At 59.9% G+C, this 21,140-nt stretch carries 12 protein-coding genes; 6 read left to right on the forward strand and 6 right to left on the reverse strand.

Features of this window, described 5'->3' with window-relative positions; translation table 11 throughout:
- Window positions 1-34 precede the first annotated feature (34 nt).
- The 5 genes from K290_RS37885 to hppD all read right to left on the reverse strand — a co-directional run bounded on the left by K290_RS37885 (window position 35) and on the right by hppD (window position 11,828).
- Entirely contained in the window at window positions 35-7,303 is a 7,269-nt protein-coding gene (locus K290_RS37885) for a hypothetical protein (RefSeq protein WP_037135302.1), read from the reverse strand.
- Between the two features lie 304 nt (window positions 7,304-7,607).
- Window positions 7,608-8,240 (reverse strand): maleylacetoacetate isomerase, encoded by a 633-nt coding sequence (gene maiA / locus K290_RS0111520; protein ID WP_028752071.1) that lies wholly within the window; start codon window positions 8,238-8,240, stop codon window positions 7,608-7,610.
- Window positions 8,237-9,262 (reverse strand): fumarylacetoacetate hydrolase family protein, encoded by a 1,026-nt coding sequence (locus K290_RS0111525; RefSeq protein WP_028752072.1) that lies wholly within the window; start codon window positions 9,260-9,262, stop codon window positions 8,237-8,239. The genes maiA and K290_RS0111525 overlap by 4 nt, the downstream gene beginning before the upstream one ends.
- Before the next feature lie 37 nt (window positions 9,263-9,299).
- Window positions 9,300-10,661, reverse strand: coding sequence for a homogentisate 1,2-dioxygenase (gene hmgA / locus K290_RS0111530; RefSeq protein ID WP_028752073.1), 1,362 nt, complete (start codon window positions 10,659-10,661; stop codon window positions 9,300-9,302).
- A gap of 57 nt (window positions 10,662-10,718) precedes the next feature.
- On the reverse strand, window positions 10,719-11,828 hold the full coding sequence (gene hppD / locus K290_RS0111535) for a 4-hydroxyphenylpyruvate dioxygenase (RefSeq protein WP_028752074.1): 1,110 nt from the start codon (window positions 11,826-11,828) through the stop codon (window positions 10,719-10,721).
- Window positions 11,829-11,959: 131 nt separating this feature from the next.
- Here hppD and K290_RS0111540 point away from each other — a divergent pair, with 131 nt between their 5' ends.
- Window positions 11,960-12,460, forward strand: a complete 501-nt coding sequence (locus tag K290_RS0111540; RefSeq protein ID WP_028752075.1) for an Lrp/AsnC family transcriptional regulator — start codon at window positions 11,960-11,962, stop codon at window positions 12,458-12,460.
- Window positions 12,461-12,482: 22 nt separating this feature from the next.
- Here K290_RS0111540 and K290_RS0111545 read toward each other — a convergent pair whose 3' ends face one another.
- Window positions 12,483-12,944 (reverse strand): Lrp/AsnC family transcriptional regulator, encoded by a 462-nt coding sequence (locus tag K290_RS0111545; RefSeq protein ID WP_028752076.1) that lies wholly within the window; start codon window positions 12,942-12,944, stop codon window positions 12,483-12,485.
- 123 nt (window positions 12,945-13,067) lie between these two features.
- Here K290_RS0111545 and K290_RS0111550 point away from each other — a divergent pair, with 123 nt between their 5' ends.
- The 5 genes from K290_RS0111550 to K290_RS0111570 all read left to right on the forward strand — a co-directional run bounded on the left by K290_RS0111550 (window position 13,068) and on the right by K290_RS0111570 (window position 21,089).
- On the forward strand, window positions 13,068-13,859 hold the full coding sequence (locus K290_RS0111550) for a phenylalanine 4-monooxygenase (RefSeq protein WP_028752077.1): 792 nt from the start codon (window positions 13,068-13,070) through the stop codon (window positions 13,857-13,859).
- A 429-nt stretch (window positions 13,860-14,288) separates the two neighbouring features.
- On the forward strand, window positions 14,289-15,560 hold the full coding sequence (locus K290_RS0111555; RefSeq protein ID WP_028752078.1) for an MFS transporter: 1,272 nt from the start codon (window positions 14,289-14,291) through the stop codon (window positions 15,558-15,560).
- 19 nt (window positions 15,561-15,579) lie between these two features.
- Window positions 15,580-18,030 (forward strand): nitrite reductase large subunit NirB, encoded by a 2,451-nt coding sequence (nirB, locus tag K290_RS0111560; protein ID WP_028752079.1) that lies wholly within the window; start codon window positions 15,580-15,582, stop codon window positions 18,028-18,030.
- A 4-nt stretch (window positions 18,031-18,034) separates the two neighbouring features.
- Complete coding sequence (gene nirD / locus K290_RS0111565; RefSeq protein WP_028752080.1) at window positions 18,035-18,385, forward strand: nitrite reductase small subunit NirD; 351 nt, start codon at window positions 18,035-18,037, stop codon at window positions 18,383-18,385.
- Between the two features lie 46 nt (window positions 18,386-18,431).
- Window positions 18,432-21,089 carry a nitrate reductase gene (locus tag K290_RS0111570; RefSeq protein WP_028752081.1) on the forward strand — a complete coding sequence of 886 codons (2,658 nt, stop codon included), beginning with the start codon at window positions 18,432-18,434 and terminating at the stop codon, window positions 21,087-21,089.
- Window positions 21,090-21,140 lie beyond the last annotated feature (51 nt).

Consider the following 21,140-nt stretch of genomic DNA (forward strand, 5'->3'; position numbering starts at 1 on the left):
CTCAAGTCTCATCGGCCGATCTCACAACCCAAAGTCAGACCGTCAGGTAAGACAAAGCGTCTGCTGCAGCATCGGACGTCGCCAATGCGTCAACCTGCGCCGATGTCATGGCGGCGATCTGACCTGGAGTAAAAGCCTCGGCCTGGGATGTCGTCATGGCGGCGAGTGCAGTGGTGCTCAATCCCGAGATTGCACTCGTGGTCAGCGAAACAATCTGCTCGGCGGAAAACGCTGATAGATCATCCCCGTTTAGTGCGGCGGCTTGTACCACGTTAAAGGAGCTGACCTGCGATGCCGACAGCGCTCCGATTTGCGCTGTACCCATCGCCGCCACCTGGACGTAGCTCAGCGAAGCAACCTGGCTTGTCGTCAAGCCTGCGATTTCGTTGGAAGATAGCGACGCGATAGCGGTCGTGGACAATCCCCTGATGGCCGTCGAGCTGATCGCCGAAAGTTCGTCGGTCGAGAACGTTTCCAGATCCGCGGTGGTCAAACCGGCAAGCCCGGCGGAGCTCATTGCGGCAATCTGGCTGGTGGACAGTGCTTCGATCTGCTCCTCACTCAGAACTTTGACCTGATCGCTCGTCAATCCGGAGACGCCTGCAGTACTCAAGGCGGCAATCTCATCGGTGGAAAGCGTCGCAATGAAGTCCGTGGACAGCCCCTTTATCGAACTTGAACCAATTGCAGCGAGTTCTTCCTGCGAGAAGGTGTCCAGCATATCCGTGGTCAGGCCCTTCAGGGCGTCCGAACTCAATGCAGCTATCTGACTGGTCGAGAATGTTTCGACCTGTTCGATGGTCAAGGCGCCGGCCTGGGCGCTGCCGAGGCCCGCAATGCCTGCGGTGCCAAGTGCCGCGACCTGCTCCACCGAAAGCGAGGCGATGTCGACCGTACTCATCGCCGCTACCTGTTTCGAGGTGAGAGCGCCGACCTGCGCCGTTGTCAGGGCGTCCAACTGATCCGTGCTGAGGACGGCGATCTGGCCGGTGGTGAGGCCCGATATGGCGGCTGTGCCTAAAGCTGCAACCTGGGCCGCCGTCAGCGAGGCGACCGTTGCCGTCGACAAGCCCGAGATCGCACTCGAACCGATGGCGGCAATCTCGGCGGTCGTAAACGTATCCAGATCGTCCGCACTAAGAGCAGTAACCTGTTTCGAGCTGAGCGCGCCGATCTGTGCACTGGTCAGCGCCTCAACCTGATCGGTGCTGAGCACCGCGATCTGATCGGTGCTCAGACCCGCGATACCTGCCGTGCCAAGTGCAGCGACCTGCTCGACCGAAAGCGAGGCAATGTCGGTGGTGCTCATCGCCGCAATCTGCTTCGAGGTCAGAGCACCGACCTGTGCCGTCGTCAGGGCATCTATCTGACTAGTGCTCAGAACTGCGATCTGATCGGTAGTCAGACCCGATATCGCTGCCGTGCCCAGCGCTGCGATCTGGGTGGGCGTCAGCGAGGCGATCGTCGCCGTGGACAAGCCCGAGGCCGCGCTGGAACCGATCGCGGCCATTTCGGCATGGGTAAATGTATCCAGATCGTCCGCGCTGAGGGCGGCAATCTGCTTCGAGCTCAGCGCACCGATCTGCGTACTGTTCAGTGCCTCGACCTGATAGGTGTTCAGTGCCGCGATCTGAGCCGTGCTCAGGCCCGCGATGCCCGCCGTGCCAAGTGCCGCGACCTGCTCCAGCGAGAGCGAGGCGATGTCGGCGGTATTCAGGGCCGCAATCTGTTTCGATGTCAGAGCGCCGACCTGGGCCGTCGTCAAGGCATCCACCTGATCCGTGCTGAGGACGGCGATCTGGTCGGTGGTCAGCCCCGATATCCCTGCCGTACCCAGCGCTGCGACCTGGCTTGGCGTCAGCGAGGCGATGGTTGCCGTCGACAAGCCTGAAGCCGCGCTGGAACCGATCGCTGCCATTTCCGCAGTCGTGAAGGTATCCAGATCATCTGCGCTGAGGGCGGCAATCTGCTTCGAGCTGAACACTCCGACCTGGGTAGTGGTCAGGGCCTCGACCTGATCGGTGCTGAGCACCGCGATCTGATCTGTGCTCAGACCCTCGATGCCTGCCGTGCCAAGTGCTGCGACTTGCTCTACGGAAAGCGAAGCGATGTCGGTGGTGCTCATCGCCGCAACCTGTTTCGATGTGAGAGCACCGACCTGCGCCGTCGTCAGGGCATCCAACTGATCGGTGCTGAGGACGACGATCTGATCGGTCGTCAGACCCGCTACGCCCGCCGTGCCCAAGGCTGCGATTTGGGTGGGGGTCAGCGAGGCGATCGTTGCCGTCGACAAACCCGAGACCGCAACCGAACCGATCGCGGCCATCTCCGCGGCGGTGAAAGTATCCAAATCCTCCGCGCTGAAGGCGGCAATCTGCTTCGAGCTGAGGGCGCCGACCTGCACACTGGTTAGCGCCTCGACCTGATCGGTGCTCAGCGCTGCGATTTGATCGGTGCTCAGACCCGCCATACCTGCGGTGCTCAAAGAGGCTATCTGGCCTGCCGAAAGCGAAGCGATCTCGCCGGTGCTCAGGGCTGCAATCTGTCTCGAACCGAGCGCCCCGACCTGGATATTGGTCAAAGCGTCTACCTGGTCGGTGCTCAGCACCGCGATCTGCTTGGTGCTCAATCCGCTAACGCCTTGCGTACTCAGGGCCGCGATCTGAGCCATCGTCAAAGCGGCGATTACATCGGTCGACAAGCCGGGGATGGCGATCGAACCGATCGCGGCGATGTCCTTGGTCGAGAACGTTGCGATGTCGTCAGGCCCCAGCACCGTAAGCTGCGCGGAACTGAGGGCGCCGATCTGCGTGCTGCTCAAAGCTTCCATCTGAGCAGTGTTCAGGGCCGCGATCTGTTTGGTGCTCAGCGTATTGATGTCTGCGGTACTCAACGCTGCGACCTGGGCGGTCGATAGTGAGACGATCGTATCCGTCGACAAGCCGGCGATGGCATTCGAACTGATCGCTGCAATGTCCTTCGTCGAGAAGGTTGCTATGTCGTCCGCGCTGAGGATGGCAATCTGTCTCGAGCTCAGCGCCCCGACCTGGGTACTCGTCAACGCCTCCACCTGAGCCGTGCTCAAGGCTGCGATCTGCGCGGTGCTCAGCGCACTGATGCCTGGCGTACTCAGGGCCGCGATCTGGGCCGTGGTCAGGGAGGCTATCGTTGCTGTCGACAAGCCCGGGATCGCACTCGAACTGATCGTCGCAATGTCCTTCGTCGAGAAGGTTGCTATGTCCTCAGCACTCAGCACGGTAATCTGCGATGAATTGAGAGTGCCAACCTGGGCGCTGGTCAAGGCTTCCGCCTGACTGGTGCTGAGGGCCGCTAGCTGCTTGGAGCTCAACCCTCCAACGCCGCCCGTGCTCAGGGAGGCAATCTGCGCCGTTGAAAGAGCCTCTATATCGCTTGTGCTCAAGGCAGCAACTTGCGCCGAACTCAGCGCTGCTATCTGCTTGGTCGACAGGAGCGAAATCTGGCTGGTGCTGAGAGCAGCGATCTGGCTGGTCGAAAATCCAGCGACGCCGGCGGTGCTCAGGGCTGCGATCTGGGTCGATGAAAGCGATGCTATGTCGCCCGTGGTCAGTGCGGCGACCTGCGTCGAGCTGAGTGCGCCGATCTGGGTACTGGTCAAGGCGTCGATTTGACCGGAGCTGAGGGCAGCGATCTGATCGGCTGTGAGGCCCGAAACGCCCGATGTACTCAACACCGCAATTTTGTCGGTAGACAAGACTGCAACATCATCGCCCAAGGCGGCGACTTGCGCCAAACTCAACGCTTTGACCTGCGCGGCGGACAGGAGACCGACCTGAACGGTACTCAGGGCATCGACCTGATCGGTCGTCAGGCTGGCAATCGCGCTGGTGCTCAGCGAAGCGAGCTGATCTGTGGTGAGAGCGGCGATGGCATCCGCGCTTAAGCCCGACATTCCCTTGCTCGCGATCGCCGCGATATCGGCGGACGAAAAGGTCGCGATGTCATCCGTGCCCAGAGCCCCAAGTTGCGTTGAGCTCAGCGCCGTCACCTGTGCCGTGGACAGGGCTTCGACCTGACCGGTGGTCAAAGCTTCGATCTGATCGGCCGTCAGGCTTGCAACCGCGCTGGTGCTCAGCGCAGCGATCTGCGCGGTGGTGAGAGCTCCGATAACGTCAGCGCTCAGGCCCGGCATCGCCTTGTTCGTGATGACTGCGATATCGGCGGTCGAGAACGCTGCTATGTCATCGGCGCTCAGGGCCGAAAGTTGCACCGAAGTCAACGCTTTGACCTGCGTTGTGGACAGGGCGGCGACTTGATCGGTGCTCAAAGCGTCGATCTGATCTGCCGTCAGGCTTGCAACCGCGCTGGTGCTCAGCGCAGCAATCTGAGCGGTCGACAGGGCATCGATCTGATCGGCGCTCAAGGCCTGAAGCTGCACCGTCTTGAGGGCATTGATCTGGAGTGTGGTCAACACGGCAATCTGATCGTCGGAAAGCGCCGCAACGGTGTCGGTGCTCAAGCCTGCCACGGCTTTGCTCGTGATCGCCGCGATATCCGCGGTGGAGAAGGTCGCTATGTCCTCCCCGCTCAGGGCTCCAAGCTGCGTCGAAGTCAGTGATTTCACCTGTACCGACGACAGGGCTTCGATCTGGCTGGTGCTCAACGCCGCGAGTTGCGCGGTTTTGAGGACTGCGATCTGCAGGGTCGTCAACGCAGCGATCTGATCGGTGCTAAGCGCCGCAATAGTATCTGTGCTCATGCCCGGCAGGGCTTTGGTGGTGATCGCCGCGATATCGGCGGTGGAGAACGTTGCGATATTCTCCGCGCTCAGGGCAGCAAGTTGCGTCGAACTCAGCGACTTGACTTGCGTCGGCGACAAAGCTTCGACCTGATCGGTGCTCAAGGCCTGGAGCTGCACTGATGTGAGGGCACTGAGCTGGGCCGTCGTCAAGGAGGCGATCTGACCTGTCGTAAACGCCGCAACAATCTCCGTGCTCAGGCCCGGCATGGCTTTGCCCGCGATCGCCGTGATATCGGCGGTCGAGAACGTCGCTATGTCCTCCGGACTTAGGGCAGCAAGTTGTGTCGAACTCAGAGCCTTTACCTGTGTCGACGACAGCGCTTCGACCTGGCTCGTGCTCATGGCCGCGAGTTGCGCCGTTTTGAGAGCTGCGATCTGCAGCGTCGACAAAACGGAGATCTGTTTCGTGGAGAGTTCTGCGATAACATCCGCGCTCAGGCCTGGTATGGCTTTGCTCGTGATTGCCGCTATGTCCGTGGTCGAGAACGTCGCTATGTCATCCGTGCCCATCGCCTCAAGCTGCGCCGAACTCAGTGACTTCACCTGTGCCGAGGAGAGGGCCTTGACCTGATCGGTGCTCAAAGCTGCGATCTGATCCGTCGTGAGGCCCAGGATTGCGACAGTGCTTAGAGCGGCGATCTGATGGGTGGAGAGGGCTCCGATAATGCCCGTACCCAGGCCCGAGATGCCCTTACTCGTGATCGCCGCCATATCGGCGGTCGAGAATGTCGCTATGTCATCCGTGCTGAGCGCACCAAACTGAACCGAGGACAGGGCTTTGACTTGCGCCGTCGTCAGCGCTTCGACCTGATCGGTGCTCATGCTCGCGATCTGATCGGTGGTCAGGCTTGCGATCGCACCGGTGCTCAGCGCAGCAATCTGAGCGGTCGACAGGCCATCGAACTGATCGGTGTCCAACGCCTGGAGCTGCGTTGTTTTTAGCGCGTGGATCTGAGCTGTCGTCAATACGGCAATCTGATCGGAGGAGAGCGCTGCGATAATGTCCGTGCCCAGGCCCGGCACCGCCTTGCTCGCGATCGCCGCGATATCGGCGGTTGAGAACACGGCTATGTCCTCCGTGCCCAAGACAGCAAGTTGCGTCGACGTCAGCGCCGTCACTTGTGCCGGCGACAAGGTTTCGACCTGCTCCGTGTTCAGGGCCGCGACTTGCGCCGTCGTGAGGCTGGCGATCTGGGCCGTTGTCAATGCGGCGATCTGATCGGTGGAGAGTCCCGCGACGATGTCCGTACCTAAGCCCGGGATGGCCTTATTCGTGATCGCGGCAATATCGGCGGAGGAGAAGGTCGCTATATCCTCCGAACTCAGAGCCGAGAGCTGCGTTGAACTCAACACCTTGATCTGCGTCGACGACAGGGCATCGACCTGATCGGCACTGAGAGCCGCAATCTGATTGGTCGCCAGACTTGCAATCGCGCTGGTGCTGAGCGCAGCGATCTGATCTGTGGTGAGGGCAGCGATCATATCCTCGTTCAGACCATGAATGGCCCTGTTCGTGATCGCCGCGATATCGGCGGTCGAGAATGTCGCTATGTCATCCGTACCAAGAGCCTCAAGCTGCGTCGAACTCAACACTTTGACCTGCGTCGGCGACAGGGCTCCGACCTGATCCGCACTCAAAGCCTCGATCTGATCCGTCGACAGGCTGGCAAGCGCACTGGTACCCAGAGCGGCGATCTGGTCAGTGCTAAGCCCTGCCAGAATCTTCGTACTCAGGCCTGCAATGCCCTTATTCGTGATCGCCGCGATGTCGGCGGTCGAAAACGTCGCTATGTCATCCGAGCCGAGGACGGCGAGTTGTGCCGAGCTCAGCGACTTCACCTGCGCCGACGTCAAGGCCTCCACCTGATCGGTGCTGAAGACGGCGATCTGATCGGTCGTCAAGCCTGCGATCGCGCTGGTATTCAAGGCAGCAATCTGATCGGTCGACAGGGTCTCTAACTGTTCGGTGTCCAAAGCTTGGAGCTGCGTCGTTTTGAGGGCGCTGATCTGGGCCGTCGTCAATGCGGCGAGCTGATCGGAGGAGAGCGCCGCGACGGCATCCGTGCTCAGGCCCGACATCGCCTTGCTGGCAATCGACGCGATATCGGCGGTCGAGAACGTCGCTATATCACCCGCACTCAGGGCCGAGAGTTGCGCCGCTTTGAGAGCGCCGACCTGAGACGTGGTCAGCGCCTCCGCCTGATCTGTCGTCAGAGCATGAAGCTGTGTCGTGGTGAAGGCGGAAACCTGGCCCGAGCTCAGGCTCTCGATGGCAAGCTTGTCGAGAATGCTCAACTGATCCAGCGTCAGACCAATGATGGCGCCTTGCGAAATGGCGCCCAACTGTTCGGTGTCGAGGACTTTGACATCTTCCGTATCCAGAGCTGCGAGCTGAGCCGAAGAGAGCGCTGCGATCTGGGCTGTGGAAAGCGACGCCACATCGTCGGTGGACCAAGCCGCGACCGTCGCGGTCGACAGAAGCCTGATCTGATTGACACTCAGGGAAGAACTGATCGAAGTCATACCCGCAAATCCTAAACGTGAAGTCCACCGTCTCAACGACCGAAAGGCGGTCCGCCTGCCCAAGCTCTCAACGAGCATCGGCCATGCGAGTCTGCCATCCTGTCAATGCTGAGTACGAAAAGGGGCTTGCCTGAACCTGAAGTTGATCAGCTTTCGCCGAACTCCCTTTCAGGAGCTCTCCGAACGATTTTCTATCGCAAAACCAAGTAGATCGAGGCATTCACCGACGCCGGTTAGCCCAGGCCTGCTGGGGCGGGCAAGAGGGTCCCCAGTGGCTCTTCGGATTCCGTTTTGAGATCTGTCGTTATGGTTTCGCGCGGTCGGGATGCGCGGCGTGAAAGGCGGGCAATTTGGCGCATTTGCCGTCGATATCGACGATGCGCTTGAAATCGCTCACGTCCACTCCCCAACGACGGGCGTTATAGATCTGCGGAACAAGACAGAGATCCGCCATCGTCGGCTTATCTCCAAAGCTGAATTCTCCATTGAAATCACTCAGCATCGCTTCGACTTTGCGGAGTCCGTCCGAGATGAAGTGCTTCGTCCATTCTTCGCGAGCGTCAGCTTTACCCGTTATGGTCGTGACATGTGCCGCGACATGCATGTTGCATATGGGGTGGATGTCCATGGCGATCGCGTAGGCAAGTGCCCGCACGCTTTGCCGGTCCGCGATGTCCGGCGGCATCAATCCGCAATCCGGCCGAAGCTCCGCCAGATATTCGATGATGGCCAGCGACTGCGTCAGCGTCCTTCCATCGATCACCAGCGTCGGCACCAAACCCTGCGGGTTGAGCACCAGATAATCCCTGCTCCTCTGCTCGCCTTCCAGCAAGTTGATCGATACGGTTTTATACTTGACCCCAAGCATATTGAGCGCGATACGGACACGGTAGCTCGCCGATGATCTCCAGTAGTCGTAGAGGACGACTTCATTCATCGCGACTTCGACCCTTCATATTTCTCGACTGTCTGTTCGATCGCTCCGAAGATTGAATGCCCGGTCCGATCCTTCATCTCGATACGGACCTGGTCTCCGAACCGCAGGAATGGCGTTTTCGGCGATCCGGTCTCAATGGTCTCGATCATGCGGATCTCGGCGATGCAGGAATAGCCGTCTCCGCCGCTTTCGATCGGCTTGCCCGGCCCGCCGTCCAGCTTGTTGGAAACCGTTCCCGAGCCGACGATCGTCCCGGCCACGAGATTGCGGGTCTTGGCGGCGTGGGCGATCAGTTGCCCAAAATCAAACGTCATATCGATGCCCGCATTTGCCTTGCCGAACTTCTTGCCATTCAAAGTCACGAGCAGCGGCAGATGCACCTTGCCGCCATCCCACGCTTCCCCAAGTTCGTCCGGCGTCACCGCAACGGGCGAAAATGCCGATGCGGGCTTGGACTGGAAGAAACCGAACCCCTTTGCCAGCTCTTCCGGTATGAGGCCGCGCAGCGATACGTCGTTGACGAGCGTCACCAGACGAATGGCGCTCCGGGCAGCCTCCGGAGTCGAGCCCATGGTCACATCGCCGGTAATGACGGCGACCTCTCCTTCCATGTCGATCCCATAACCCTCGTCAGCCATCACGATTGGATCACGGGGCGCGAGGAAGCCGTCCGATCCCCCTTGATACATCAGCGGATCGACCCAGAAGCTCGCCGGCATCTCAGCATTGCGCGCCTTGCGTACCAGTTCGACATGGTTGACATAGGCCGAGCCGTCGGCCCACTGATAGGCCCGCGGCAAAGGCGAGGAAGCTTCATGTTCGTGAAACCGGATCGTCGGCTGGGCTCCGGTCTCGATACCCTCCGCGATCAAGGCAAGCCTGCGTGCCACGTGCTCCCAATCGTCGAGGGCTGCCTGCAGCGTGCGGGCAATATGACCGACCTCGGAGCAGCGGGTAAGGTCACGCGAGACGACGACGAGCCGGCCGTCCCTTGTGGAGTCTTTCAGTGTCGCAAGCTTCATGTCCCAATCCCAGTGTCGGAGGATGCTTGGCCGAACGTCACTTGATGCCCGGCGTCCCGTCGAACCGTCGTTCCAGGCCGTCCCAGCACTCCAGATAGTTGTCCTGCCGCGTTTCAAGCTCGGCCGCGTATTTCGTCACCTGCTGCGGAAACCTCGTCTCGAACATGAAAGCCATGGTCTGTTCCAGCTTCACGGGCTTGAGCTCGGAATCAGATGCCTTTTCGAAACCTGAGGCATCCGGCCCATGTGGCAGCATCATATTGTGCAGGCTCATGCCGCCCGGAACGAAACCCTGCTCCTTTGCATCATATTGGCCATGGATCAGGCCCATGAACTCGCTCATGATGTTGCGATGATACCAGGGCGGGCGGAAGGTGTGTTCCGCAATCAGCCAGCGCGGTGGAAAGATCACGAAATCGACATTCGCGGTGCCGGCGCTTTCGGTCGGAGCGGTCAATACGGTGAAGATCGACGGATCTGGGTGGTCGAACAGGATGGCGCCGACCGGGGCAAATGTCCGCAGGTCGTATTTATAAGGGATATAGTTGCCGTGCCATGCGACCACATCGAGAGGTGAGTGGCCGATTTCCGTGACATAGAACTTTCCGCACCATTTCACATGCACGCGGCAGGGCGTTTCCTTGTCCTCGAAGGCGGCAACGGGGGTCTTGAAGTCGCGCGGATTTGCCAGACAGTTCGCACCGATAGGCCCGCGATCCGGCAGCGTAAATTTCGCGCCGTAGTTCTCACATATATATCCGCGCCAGATTTTTTCGTCACCAATGCGCTGCACCTTGACCATCATGCCGCGGGGGAGGACGCAGATTTCCAGGGGCTCGATGTCCATGATGCCCATTTCGGTGAACACCCTGAGAGCACCGACCTGGGGCACGATCAGCAACTCGCCATCGGCATTGAAGAAATAATCATCCACCATGTCTTCGTTAAAGACATAGGCGTGCGCCGCCATGCCCGTCTGGGTCATGACATCACCTGCAGTCGTGATCGTGCGAATCCCTTCCAGGAAGGTCAGTCTCTCCGTCGGTGCCGGCACCGGATCCCAACGAAGCTGGCCGAGTGGAAGCGAATGTTCGTCGAGGCAGGGTGCGGATTTCCAGAGCGGATAGGAAGCATTCGAAAAGCGGCGGGTGTGCCGCACGCTTGGGCGAATACGATAGAGCCAGGACCGTTCATTCGTTCCACGGGGGGCTGTGAACGGTGAGCCGGAAAGCTGTTCGGCATAAAGACCGTAGTTGCATTTCTGCGGGCTGTTCTGACCCTGCGGCAGGGCGCCCGGCAGCGACTCGCTTTCGAAGTCGTTGCCGAAGCCGGGCATATATTGCGGCGTCTCCGCCACCGTCGCCTGGCTGTCGGAACCCCGAGTTCTCGTCAGGTCCATCGCTCAATTCCTCCCGAAAACTGGGCGACCCCACCTATGAGCAGAGTCGCCGGAAGATCACTCTGCGGCGGTGCCGATGACGCCGCGCTTGATCTGATCCGCTTCAATCGACTCGAAAAGAGCACGGAAGTTGCCCTCCCCGAAGCCTTCATCGCCCTTGCGCTGGATGAACTCGAAGAAGATCGGACCAATGACGGTTTTGGAGAATATCTGGAGCAGGATTTTCGTCATGCCGCCATTCACCACACCTTCGCCGTCGATGAGGATACCATGTTTCTTCATCCGTTCGATGGGTTCGTCATGGCCGTTCACGCGGTCATGGGACATGTCGTAATAGGTCTCCGGAGGACCGGGCATGAAGCGGAGGCCGTTTGCGGCAAGCCTGTCGGTGCCCTCGTAGATGTCTTCCGTTCCGACGGCGATGTGCTGGATGCCCTCGCCCTTATATTTGTTCAAGAACTCCTCGATCTGGCTCGTATCGTCCTTCGATTCATTCAGCGGAATGCGGATTTTGCCGCAGGGCGACGTGATAGCGCGGCTCACCAGACCGGTGATGCGACCATCAATATCGAAGAAGTGGATCTGCTTGAAATTGAACAGCTCGCGATAGAAATCCCACCACTTGTCCATGTTGCCGCGGAAGACATTGTGCGTCAGATGGTCGAGATAATAGAAACCGACCCCTTCGGGGCGCGGATCGCGCTGGCCAAACCAATCGAACTCGGCGTCGTAAGCCGATCCTTTCTCCCCGTACGTCTCGATGAAATAAAGCAGCGAACCGCCAATGCCGACAATCGCCGGAACATCGAGCGCCTTGTCATCCCCTTCATAGGGAACGGCGCCTTTTGACACCGCGTGTTCGAACGCATGCCTGGCATCCACGACGCGCCAGGCCATGGACGGGGCGCAGGGGCCATGTTCTGCGACGAAGCGAGCGGCATGGCTGCCGGGTTCGGCGTTCAGGATATAGTTGATATCGCCCTGCCGCCAGACGGTGATGTCTTTCGTCCTGTGCTTGGCGACTGGAGCATAACCCATGCGCGTGAAGAGCTCGCGCAGCTTTTCGGGCTCGGGATGAGCGAATTCAACGAATTCGAAGCCGTCGGTGCCGGCCGGATTGTCGGCGGTTATTTCCGAAGGCGGCGCATCGTGCGGGAAAGGACCCATTTTCTTTCTCCTCCAGAGAAGATGAATTTGATATGCAAAGTGTGGCCCAAAACGCGTGCAAAGTTCTTGCATTCTTCATGCTTCCGGAAGATATTATGCACGGATCGTGAGGATTTTTGAGATTTTGCGCAATGGATGAACAGCTCGACAAATTGGATTTGCGTCTGCTCCAGGAGCTTCAAAAGGACGGCAGGCTGACGAACAACGAATTGGGCGAGCGGATCGCGCTTTCACCCTCGCAATGCTCGCGCCGACGGACGAGATTGGAGGCGGAAGGATATATTCGCAGCTACCAGGCCAACCTGGACAGGCAGAAGCTGGGCTTGGATATGCTGGTGGTTATTTCCGTAACGCTGGCAACCCACAATCGAGATAATGCCCGCAGATTTTCGCAACTGATCAATGGATTGCCGGAAGTTCTCGAAGCCTATGCGCTGACGGGCGAAATGGACTATCACCTGAAGGTCGCGACCCGCGGGCTCAACGACCTCTCAAGGTTCGTCAACGACGTTCTGTTGCCCCACGAGTCGGTGCAGCATGTAAAGACGTCGATTGTCCTCGACACGCTGAAGACATTCGAAGGATTTCCGGTCCTCATGCCGCATAGTTGGCATGGCGATAGTGCGCGCTGAAATTTTCGCAACTCGAAAAGTCTTAGATCGGCAGCTCGGTCGAGAACTTCAGCTCGCGCAGCACAAAGCTCGATACGACCGTGCGCACATGCGGGTTGCGCATGAGATATCGGGTCATGAAGGCCTCATAGCTTTCCACATCCCTCGCCCGGATCTTCAGCATATAGTCGAAGGCTCCTGATAACGCGTAGCACTCCATGATTTCCGGCCGCTCCAGTACCACCGAAGCGAAAGATGCTACTGCCTCTTCGTGGTGATCCTCGAGCGTCACATGCGCAATCACGCAGAGTTTGAGATCGAGTTTCCCCGGATCCAGCAGTGTCACGCGTTTGCGAATGACACCGTCAGATTCCAATTCCTGAATCTTCCGCCAGGCCGAACTTTGCGACATGCCGGCCTTTTCGGCCAGCTCTGCCAGCGAAAGACTGCCATCCGCCTGGATGAGCTGCAGAAGCTTGCGATGAAAACTCCCATTTTCTTTCATTTTCAGGGCCATATTTGAGAGTATTTCTCACCAATATGGTGCTAGCCAGCATAAAAGAAAAGAAAATCCTCAAAGGCCGGAGCATAATTGCAACAATACCGCAGCGCCTCGGAGGAATAGAATATGACCAAGGAAAGCAGCTACACCGCCAAATTGCCCGGCCCGGACGGTTTATACGATTATACCGCCGAAGAAGATGCGATCTGGGGCGAACTCTATGAGCGTCAGATGAAGCTGCTGGCCGGTATGGCTTGCCGTGAATATTTGGACGGCGTCAAAACGCTAGGGCTCAAGCCGGATAAGGTACCGCAGCTCCGCGATGTCAATCGTCGCTTGAACGAGACCACCGGCTTCGGCGTCGAAGGCGTGCCCGCGCTCATTCCGCCCTCGCGCTTTTACGAACTTTTGTCGCAAGGCAAATTCCCGCTCGCAACCTTTCTGCGCCGTCGCGAGCATATCGACTATATCGAGGAGCCGGATCTGTTCCACGAGGTTTTCGGCCACTGCCCGCTGCTGACCAACCAGAGCTATGCCAATTTCGTGCGGCATTTCGGCGAAACCGCCGTGCGCCTCGGCAAAGGCTATTCCTGGCATCTGTTCCGCATCTTCTGGTTCACCGTAGAATTCGGCCTGATCAATACACCACAGGGCCGCCGCTGCTTCGGCGCCGGCATCGTCTCATCGCCGAGTGAAGCCAAGGCGGCAATGGAGGGCAAGGCCTGCGAATTTCGCCCCTTCGATCTGCTGACCGTCCTCAGGACGCCTTACCGGATCGATATCGTCCAGCCGATCTACTATGTCATCGACAGCTTCGCCGACCTTGAAGCGATCGTCGAGCAGGATATCGAGGGACTGATCCTGAAGGCAAAGTCGCTGGGTGATTTTCCACCCACTTTCGAAGCCAAGGCCTCGTGAGCCGTCAAAAGGCATGTGGGACTGATCGAACGTATTCGTCCCAGAGCGGCCGAGCAACGCAATGCAATTCGCCCAAAATGCCGCCATCCGGCGGCATTGCTTTATTGGCTTCAGCCGAAGCGCCTTGCTCGATTAATGTGCACCGCAGCAAAGGCCGCCCACAATTTGACCATTCCGTCACCAAGCCCCCAAACTTCTTCCCCATTGATATTGCTAGATTTTTGGGCGTCATGAATTTGGCACGCCGCTTGCTTCCTTATTTTTGAGGCCGATAAGGCTCACCCATTGGCGTCCAACGAGGGGCGCCCCAGGCAAAGCTGCTGATCAGGATTGACGAACGCGCTCCCAGCGTGCGCGAACCCTGGCCAGCAGCTTTTTTGTTTCAATTCGAACCTAATCAGGCGCGACGTTGTCGCGCACGGAGAAGCTATGCCTGCTTTTGACCAAACGCCGACATCGTCCTCTGACGCACCTCAACGTGCGCTGTGGATATCGACACTCGCATTCACGCTCTGTTTCGCGGTCTGGACGATCTTCGCGATCATCGGCATTCGCATCAAGCAGGAGCTCGGCCTGAACGAGGCCGAGTTCGGTTTGCTGGTCGGGACGCCAGTCCTGACCGGTTCGATCGTCCGCATCGTTCTCGGCATCTGGACCACCCGATATGGCGGCCGGCTTGTCTACACGCTCACCATGCTGGCCGCTGCATTGGCGACCTTCCTGCTCTCTTATGCCCATACTTATACGCAGATGCTCATCGCAGGCCTCGGCGTCGGCCTTGCCGGCGGCTCCTTCGCGGTCGGCGTCGCCTATATCTCGCCCTTCTTCCCAGCCGAAAAGCAGGGAACGGCGCTTGGCATCTTCGGCGCCGGCAACGTCGGTGCCGCGGTGACCAAGTTCGCAGCCCCCTTCGTCCTCCTCGCTTGGGGCTGGCAGGCTGTTGCGGAAATCTGGGCGCTGGTGCTTGCAGTCATGGCCGTCGTCTTCTGGTTCACCACGACCGATGATCCGGCCTTCCGCGCCCGTCGCAACGGCGGCGGCACGTCCAAGAGCCTGCTGCAGGAATTCGCACCGTTGAAGAACGTGCAGGTGTGGCGCTTCTCGCTTTATTACTTCTTCGCATTCGGCGGCTTCGTCGCCTTGTCGCTGTGGCTGCCCCGTTACCTGGTCGGCGTTTACGGCTTCAACCTCGAAACTGCCGGCATGGTCGCTGCCGCCTATTCCATCCCCGGCAGCATCTTCCGCGCCTTCGGCGGCATGCTTTCCGACAAGAAGGGCGCACGCAGCGTCATGTACACGATGCTGGCGGTGTCGGCAGTTACCACCTTGATCCTTTCGTTGCCGGCCGCCACGGCAGCCGGCCCGGCCTTCGGCATCACGCCGGCCATCTTCATCGTCGTCATCTTCATCCTTGGCTTCTTCATGAGCCTCGGCAAGGCGGCCGTCTACAAACACATCCCCGCCTATTATCCCGGCGCTGTCGGCGCTGTCGGCGGTATCGTCGGCATGATGGGCGGCCTTGGCGGCTTCATCCTGCCGATCGCCTTCGGCCTGCTTAAGGACATGACCGGCCTATGGTCGAGCTGCTTCATGCTGCTCTTCGCGATCGTCGCCATCTCGCTGCTATGGATGCATCTCTCCATCCGCCAATTGCGGCGGAACAGCGCATCGACTGCAAACGCTAGCGTTTTTGCCCAGTAATTCGGATCGGAATTCCCTCATGACCCAGAAACTTGTCATCATCGGTAACGGCATGGCGCCCGGCCGCATGCTGGAACATCTCCTCGAAAAGGTGCCCGACCGCTATGAAGTAACGATCTTCAACGCCGAGCCGCGCGTCAATTACGACCGCATCATGCTGTCGCCGGTTCTTTCGGGCGAAAAGGATTATGAGCAGATCATCATCCACGGCGATGGCTGGTACATCAAAAACAACATCACCCTCTACAAGGGCCACAAGATCGTCGCGATCGATCGCGCCGCCAAAACCGTCACGTCGGATCACGGCGTCACCGAGAGCTACGACAAGCTGGTGATCGCCACCGGTTCCGTGCCCTTCATTATTCCCGTTCCAGGAAACGATTTGCCTGGTGTCTTGAGCTATCGCGATCTGGACGACGTCAACGCTATGCTGCTGGCCGCACAATCCCGCGCCAAAGCGGTGGTCATCGGCGGGGGCCTGCTCGGCCTCGAAGCCGCGGCGGGCCTCAGCTCGCGCGGCATGGACGTCACCGTGCTGCACGTCATGCCGACGCTGATGGAGCGCCAGCTCGATCCTGCTGCAGGCTACCTTCTGCAAAAAGCCGTCGAGGAGCGCGGCATTAAGGTGATCACCAAGGCCAACACCAAGGCGATCGTCGGCAACGGCAAAGTCGAAGGTGTTGAATTGGCCGACGGCACCATCGTGCCGGCGACGCTGGTGGTCATGGCAGTCGGCATCCGCCCGAGCGCTGGCCTTGCGAAGGACGCCGGCCTCGCCGTCAACAGGGGCATCGTCGTCGATGCTGGCATGGGCACGTCAGACGGTGATATCTATGCGCTCGGCGAATGCGCCGAAGTGGGCGGTCAGGTCTACGGCCTGGTGGCACCGCTCTATGAGATGGCGCGTGTTGCCGCCGCGCAGCTTGCCGGCGACACCTCTGCTGGCTTCGTGCATTCCGATACGCCGACCAAGCTCAAGGTCACCGGCATCGACCTCTTTTCGATCGGCGACTTTGCGGATGGCGACGATCGCGAGGAAATCGTGCTGCGCGACGCCGCAGCCGGCGTCTACAAGCGCGTGATCCTCAAGGACAATCGCATCATCGGCACCGTGCTTTATGGTGAGACGGCCGACGGCGCATGGTTCAACGACCTGAAGAAGAAGGCGACCGATATTTCGGAGATGCGCGAGACGCTCATCTTCGGCCAGGCCTACCAGGGAGGGTCCCCGCTGGACCCTATGGCGGCCGTTGCAGCCTTGCCGGATGATGCGGAAATCTGCGGCTGCAACGGCGTTTGCAAGGGCAAAATCACCTCGACAATTACTGAAAAGGGTCTGACGTCCCTCGACGAGGTGCGTGCCCATACCAAGGCATCCGCCTCGTGCGGCTCCTGTACGGGGCTCGTCGAACAATTGATGTCCATCACCCTTGGCGACAGCTATAACCCGGCCGCCGTCCAGCCGATGTGCGCCTGCACCGAGCTTGGCCACGATGATGTGCGCCGGCTGATCAAGGCCAAGGGGCTGAAGACCATCCCCGCCGTCATGCAGGAGCTGGAATGGAAGACCTCCTGCGGCTGCGCGAAATGCCGGCCGGCATTGAACTACTACCTCGTCTGCGACTGGCCGGATGAATATGCCGACGACTATCAGTCGCGGTTCATCAACGAGCGCGTTCACGCCAATATTCAGAAGGACGGCACCTATTCGGTCGTGCCGCGCATGTGGGGCGGCGTCACCAGTTCGAACGAGCTGCGCGCCATCGCCGATGTCGTCGACAAATTCGAGATCCCGATGGTCAAGGTGACCGGCGGCCAGCGCATCGACCTTCTCGGTGTGCAGAAGGAAGACCTGCCCGCCGTCTGGGCCGATCTCGGCAAGGCGGGTTTCATCTCCGGCCAGGCCTATGCCAAGGGCCTGCGCACGGTGAAGACCTGCGTCGGCTCCGACTGGTGCCGCTTCGGCACGCAGGATTCCACCGGCCTCGGCATCCGCATCGAGAAGTTCATGTGGGGTTCGTGGACACCGGCCAAGCTCAAGATGGCGGTTTCCGGCTGTCCGCGCAATTGCGCCGAGGCGACCTGCAAGGACATCGGCGTCGTCTGCGTCGACAGCGGCTTCGAAATCCATTTCGCCGGTGCTGCCGGCCTCGACATCAAGGGCACGGAAGTGCTCGGCCTCGTCAAGACCGAGGACGAGGCGCTGGAGCATATCGTGGCGCTGACGCAGATGTACCGCGAGCAGGCCCGTTATCTCGAGCGCATCTACAAATGGGCCAAACGCATCGGCCTCGACGAAATCCGCCGCCAGATCATGGAAGACGGTGAAAAGCGCAAGGCTTTTTACGAGCGCTTCGTCTTCAGCCAGAAATTCGCCCAGGTCGACCCCTGGTCGGAGCGCGTCTCCGGCAAGGACAAGCATGAGTTCAAGCCGATGGCGACGATCGGTTACCCGCAGGCCGCCGAGTAAGGAGATGGACATGAACTGGCCCAATGAAAACTGGCATCCAATCGGCGACATCTCGGACATCCCCATGCGCGGCGCGCGCTGCGTTAAGACCCCACAGGGCAAGATCGCGGTCTTCCGGACCGCAGAAAACGAGGTCTTCGCCATCGAGGATCATTGCCCGCACAAGGGCGGACCGCTTTCGCAAGGGATCGTGCACGGCGCAGCCGTCACCTGCCCGCTGCACAATTGGGTCATCTCGCTCGAGACCGGCAAGGCGCTTGGGGCGGATGAAGGTTCGGTTCGGACCATCCCGGTACGCAATGAGGACGGAGTGCTGTCGATCAGGCTCGATAGCCTCATGATGGCGGCGGAATAGATGGTTTTGCACCCGGCTCTGTCTTCGGCTCTTGGAGGACCCCTTGATGTCCGCTGAGACCAAAACGACCTGCCCCTATTGCGGCGTTGGCTGCGGCGTCATCGCCAGCATCGATGATCACGGCAAGGTTTCCGTGAAAGGCGATCCCGATCATCCCTCCAATTACGGGCGGCTCTGTTCCAAAGGGTCGGCGCTGGCGGAGACGATCGATCTTGACGGCCGGCTTCTCTATCCGGAAGTCGGCGGTGAACGTGCGAGCTGGGACGATGCCCTCGATCTTGTGGCGAACCATTTTTCCGAAACCGTGGCCGCGCATGGTCCGGATTCGGTCGCCTTCTACGTTTCCGGTCAGCTTCTGACCGAAGATTATTACCTCGCCAACAAGCTGATGAAGGGCTTTATCGGCTCGGCCAACATCGATACCAATTCGCGCCTTTGCATGTCGTCCTCGGTGGCGGGTCATCGCCGTGCCTTCGGTTCGGACACGGTGCCCGGCACCTACGAGGACATCGAATTGGCCGATCTGGTGATCCTGACCGGCTCCAATCTCGCCTGGTGCCACCCCGTCCTCTATCAGCGTCTTGCCGCCGCCAAGGCGGAGCGCCCGGGAATGAAGGTCGTCGTCATCGATCCGCGCCGGACGGTGACCTCCGATATCGCCGACCTGCATCTGGCAATCCGTCCGGATGGGGATGTCGCTCTATTCACGGGCCTGCTTGCCCGTCTGGCCCAGAGCTCCGCCATCGACCAGAATTTCATTGCGACCCATACAGAGGGCTTCTCGGACGTTTTCGCCGAAGCCTCGGCGCTAAGCTTCAGTGACCTGCTCGACAAGACCGGTCTGCCGGCGATGCAATTGCGCGAGTTCTTCCGCCTGTTCGAGACAACGGAAAAGGTCGTGACCTGCTATAGCCAGGGCGTCAACCAATCATCCTCCGGCACCGACAAGGTCAACGCCATCCTCAATTGCCATCTCGCCACGGGACGCATCGGCCGCCCCGGCATGGGGCCTTTCTCCTTGACTGGCCAACCCAATGCCATGGGTGGACGCGAGGTCGGGGGGCTCGCCAACATGCTTGCCGCCCACATGGCGATCGAGAATGCGGACGATCGGGATCGTGTGCAGCGTTTCTGGAAATCCCCCGTCATCGCCGAGCGGCCGGGGCTGAAGGCCGTCGACATGTTTCGCGCGGTTGCCGATGGCCGCGTCAAAGCCCTGTGGATCATGGCGACCAATCCTGTGGTTTCGATGCCGGATGCGGATACCGTCGAAGCGGCGATCAAGGCCTGTCCCTTCGTCGTCGTTTCCGACGTCCTGAGGCAGACGGATACGACGCGACATGCGGACGTGTTGCTGCCCTCCATCGGCTGGGCCGAGAAGGACGGCACCGTCACCAATTCCGAACGCCGGATTTCCCGTCAGCGCAGCTTTCTCCCCTCGCCCGGCGAGGCAAAACCGGACTGGTGGCAGATGGCCGAAGTGGGTCGTCGGATGGGCTTCACTGAGGCCTTCTCCTTCCGCTCGCCGGCTGGCATTTTTGCCGAACATGCCGCTCTTTCCAGCTTTGAGAATAACGGCAGCCGCGATTTCGATATCGGCGCCTGCGCGCAGATAGCGGCCGAAGACTATGAAACGCTTTCGCCGTTCCAATGGCCGCAGGCTGCGGGCGCGGCGGCGCAGACGACGCGCTTCTTCGCCAAAGGCGGATTCTTTCACGCCGACGGCAAGGCCCGTTTCGTGGCCGTCAAGATGCCCGTTTCGGACCGCACGAGTGCGGAATTCCCGTTCACGCTCAATACTGGCCGCATCCGCGACCAGTGGCATACGATGACCCGTACCGGCAAAAGCGCTCGGCTGTCATCCCATATCGCCGAGCCCTTTGCCGAAATCCATCCCCGCGATGCGATCGAAATCGGCGTCAGCGACGCCAGCCTGATCAAGATCGAAAGCCCGCAAGGCAAAGTCATCGTTCGGGCATTGGTGACGGAACGGCAGGCGCGCGGCAGCCTGTTCGTGCCGATGCATTGGAATGACAGCTTCGCCGCAAAGGCGCGCATCGATACCGTCGTCGCGCCCGTGACGGATCCCTTTTCCGGTCAGCCGGCTTCGAAAAATGTTGCCGTTGCCGCGCGCCCTTTCAAGGCATCGCATTATGGCTTTGCTGTTTCCACCGCAAAGCCGCAGCACCTCGAAGCCGCCTATTGGGCACTCGCCAAGGCCAATGGTGGATGGCGGATGGAACTGGCATTCGACGATCCCGTCGAAGATTGGGCGGAATGGTGCCGCACCACTTTCGACATTCCTCCAGATGTCGAGCCGCTCGGCTATGCCGATCAGACCTCCGGCGATCTGCGTCTGGCCTTCTTCGACGGAGACCGGCTGATTGCGGCGCTATTTCTGGCGCGCCAGCCGGTGGCCGTCGCCCGCAACTGGGCGATCGCGCAACTCTCCGCATCGCACGGCAATATGCGCAAACGCTTTGCCCTCGTCGCCGGACGGCCGGGCGCCAATACGCCAGATCCCGGTGCAACGGTCTGCTCGTGTTTCGGCGTCGGCGTCAACCAGATCGTCGGTGCGGTTCGCAATGGTTGTCATAGCGTCGAGGCTGTCGGCAAAGCGCTGAACGCAGGAACCAATTGCGGTTCCTGCCGCGCCGAAATCCGCGGGATCATCGATGGCTGTCTTGCGACGGCGGCGGAATAGCCGACGCAAAGGCTGGTCGCGGCACGGAACAAAGCGCCGATTCTCCCGTTT

The sequence above is a fragment of the Rhizobium leucaenae USDA 9039 genome (assembly GCF_000426285.1).
Classification (GTDB): Bacteria; Pseudomonadota; Alphaproteobacteria; order Rhizobiales; family Rhizobiaceae; genus Rhizobium; species Rhizobium leucaenae.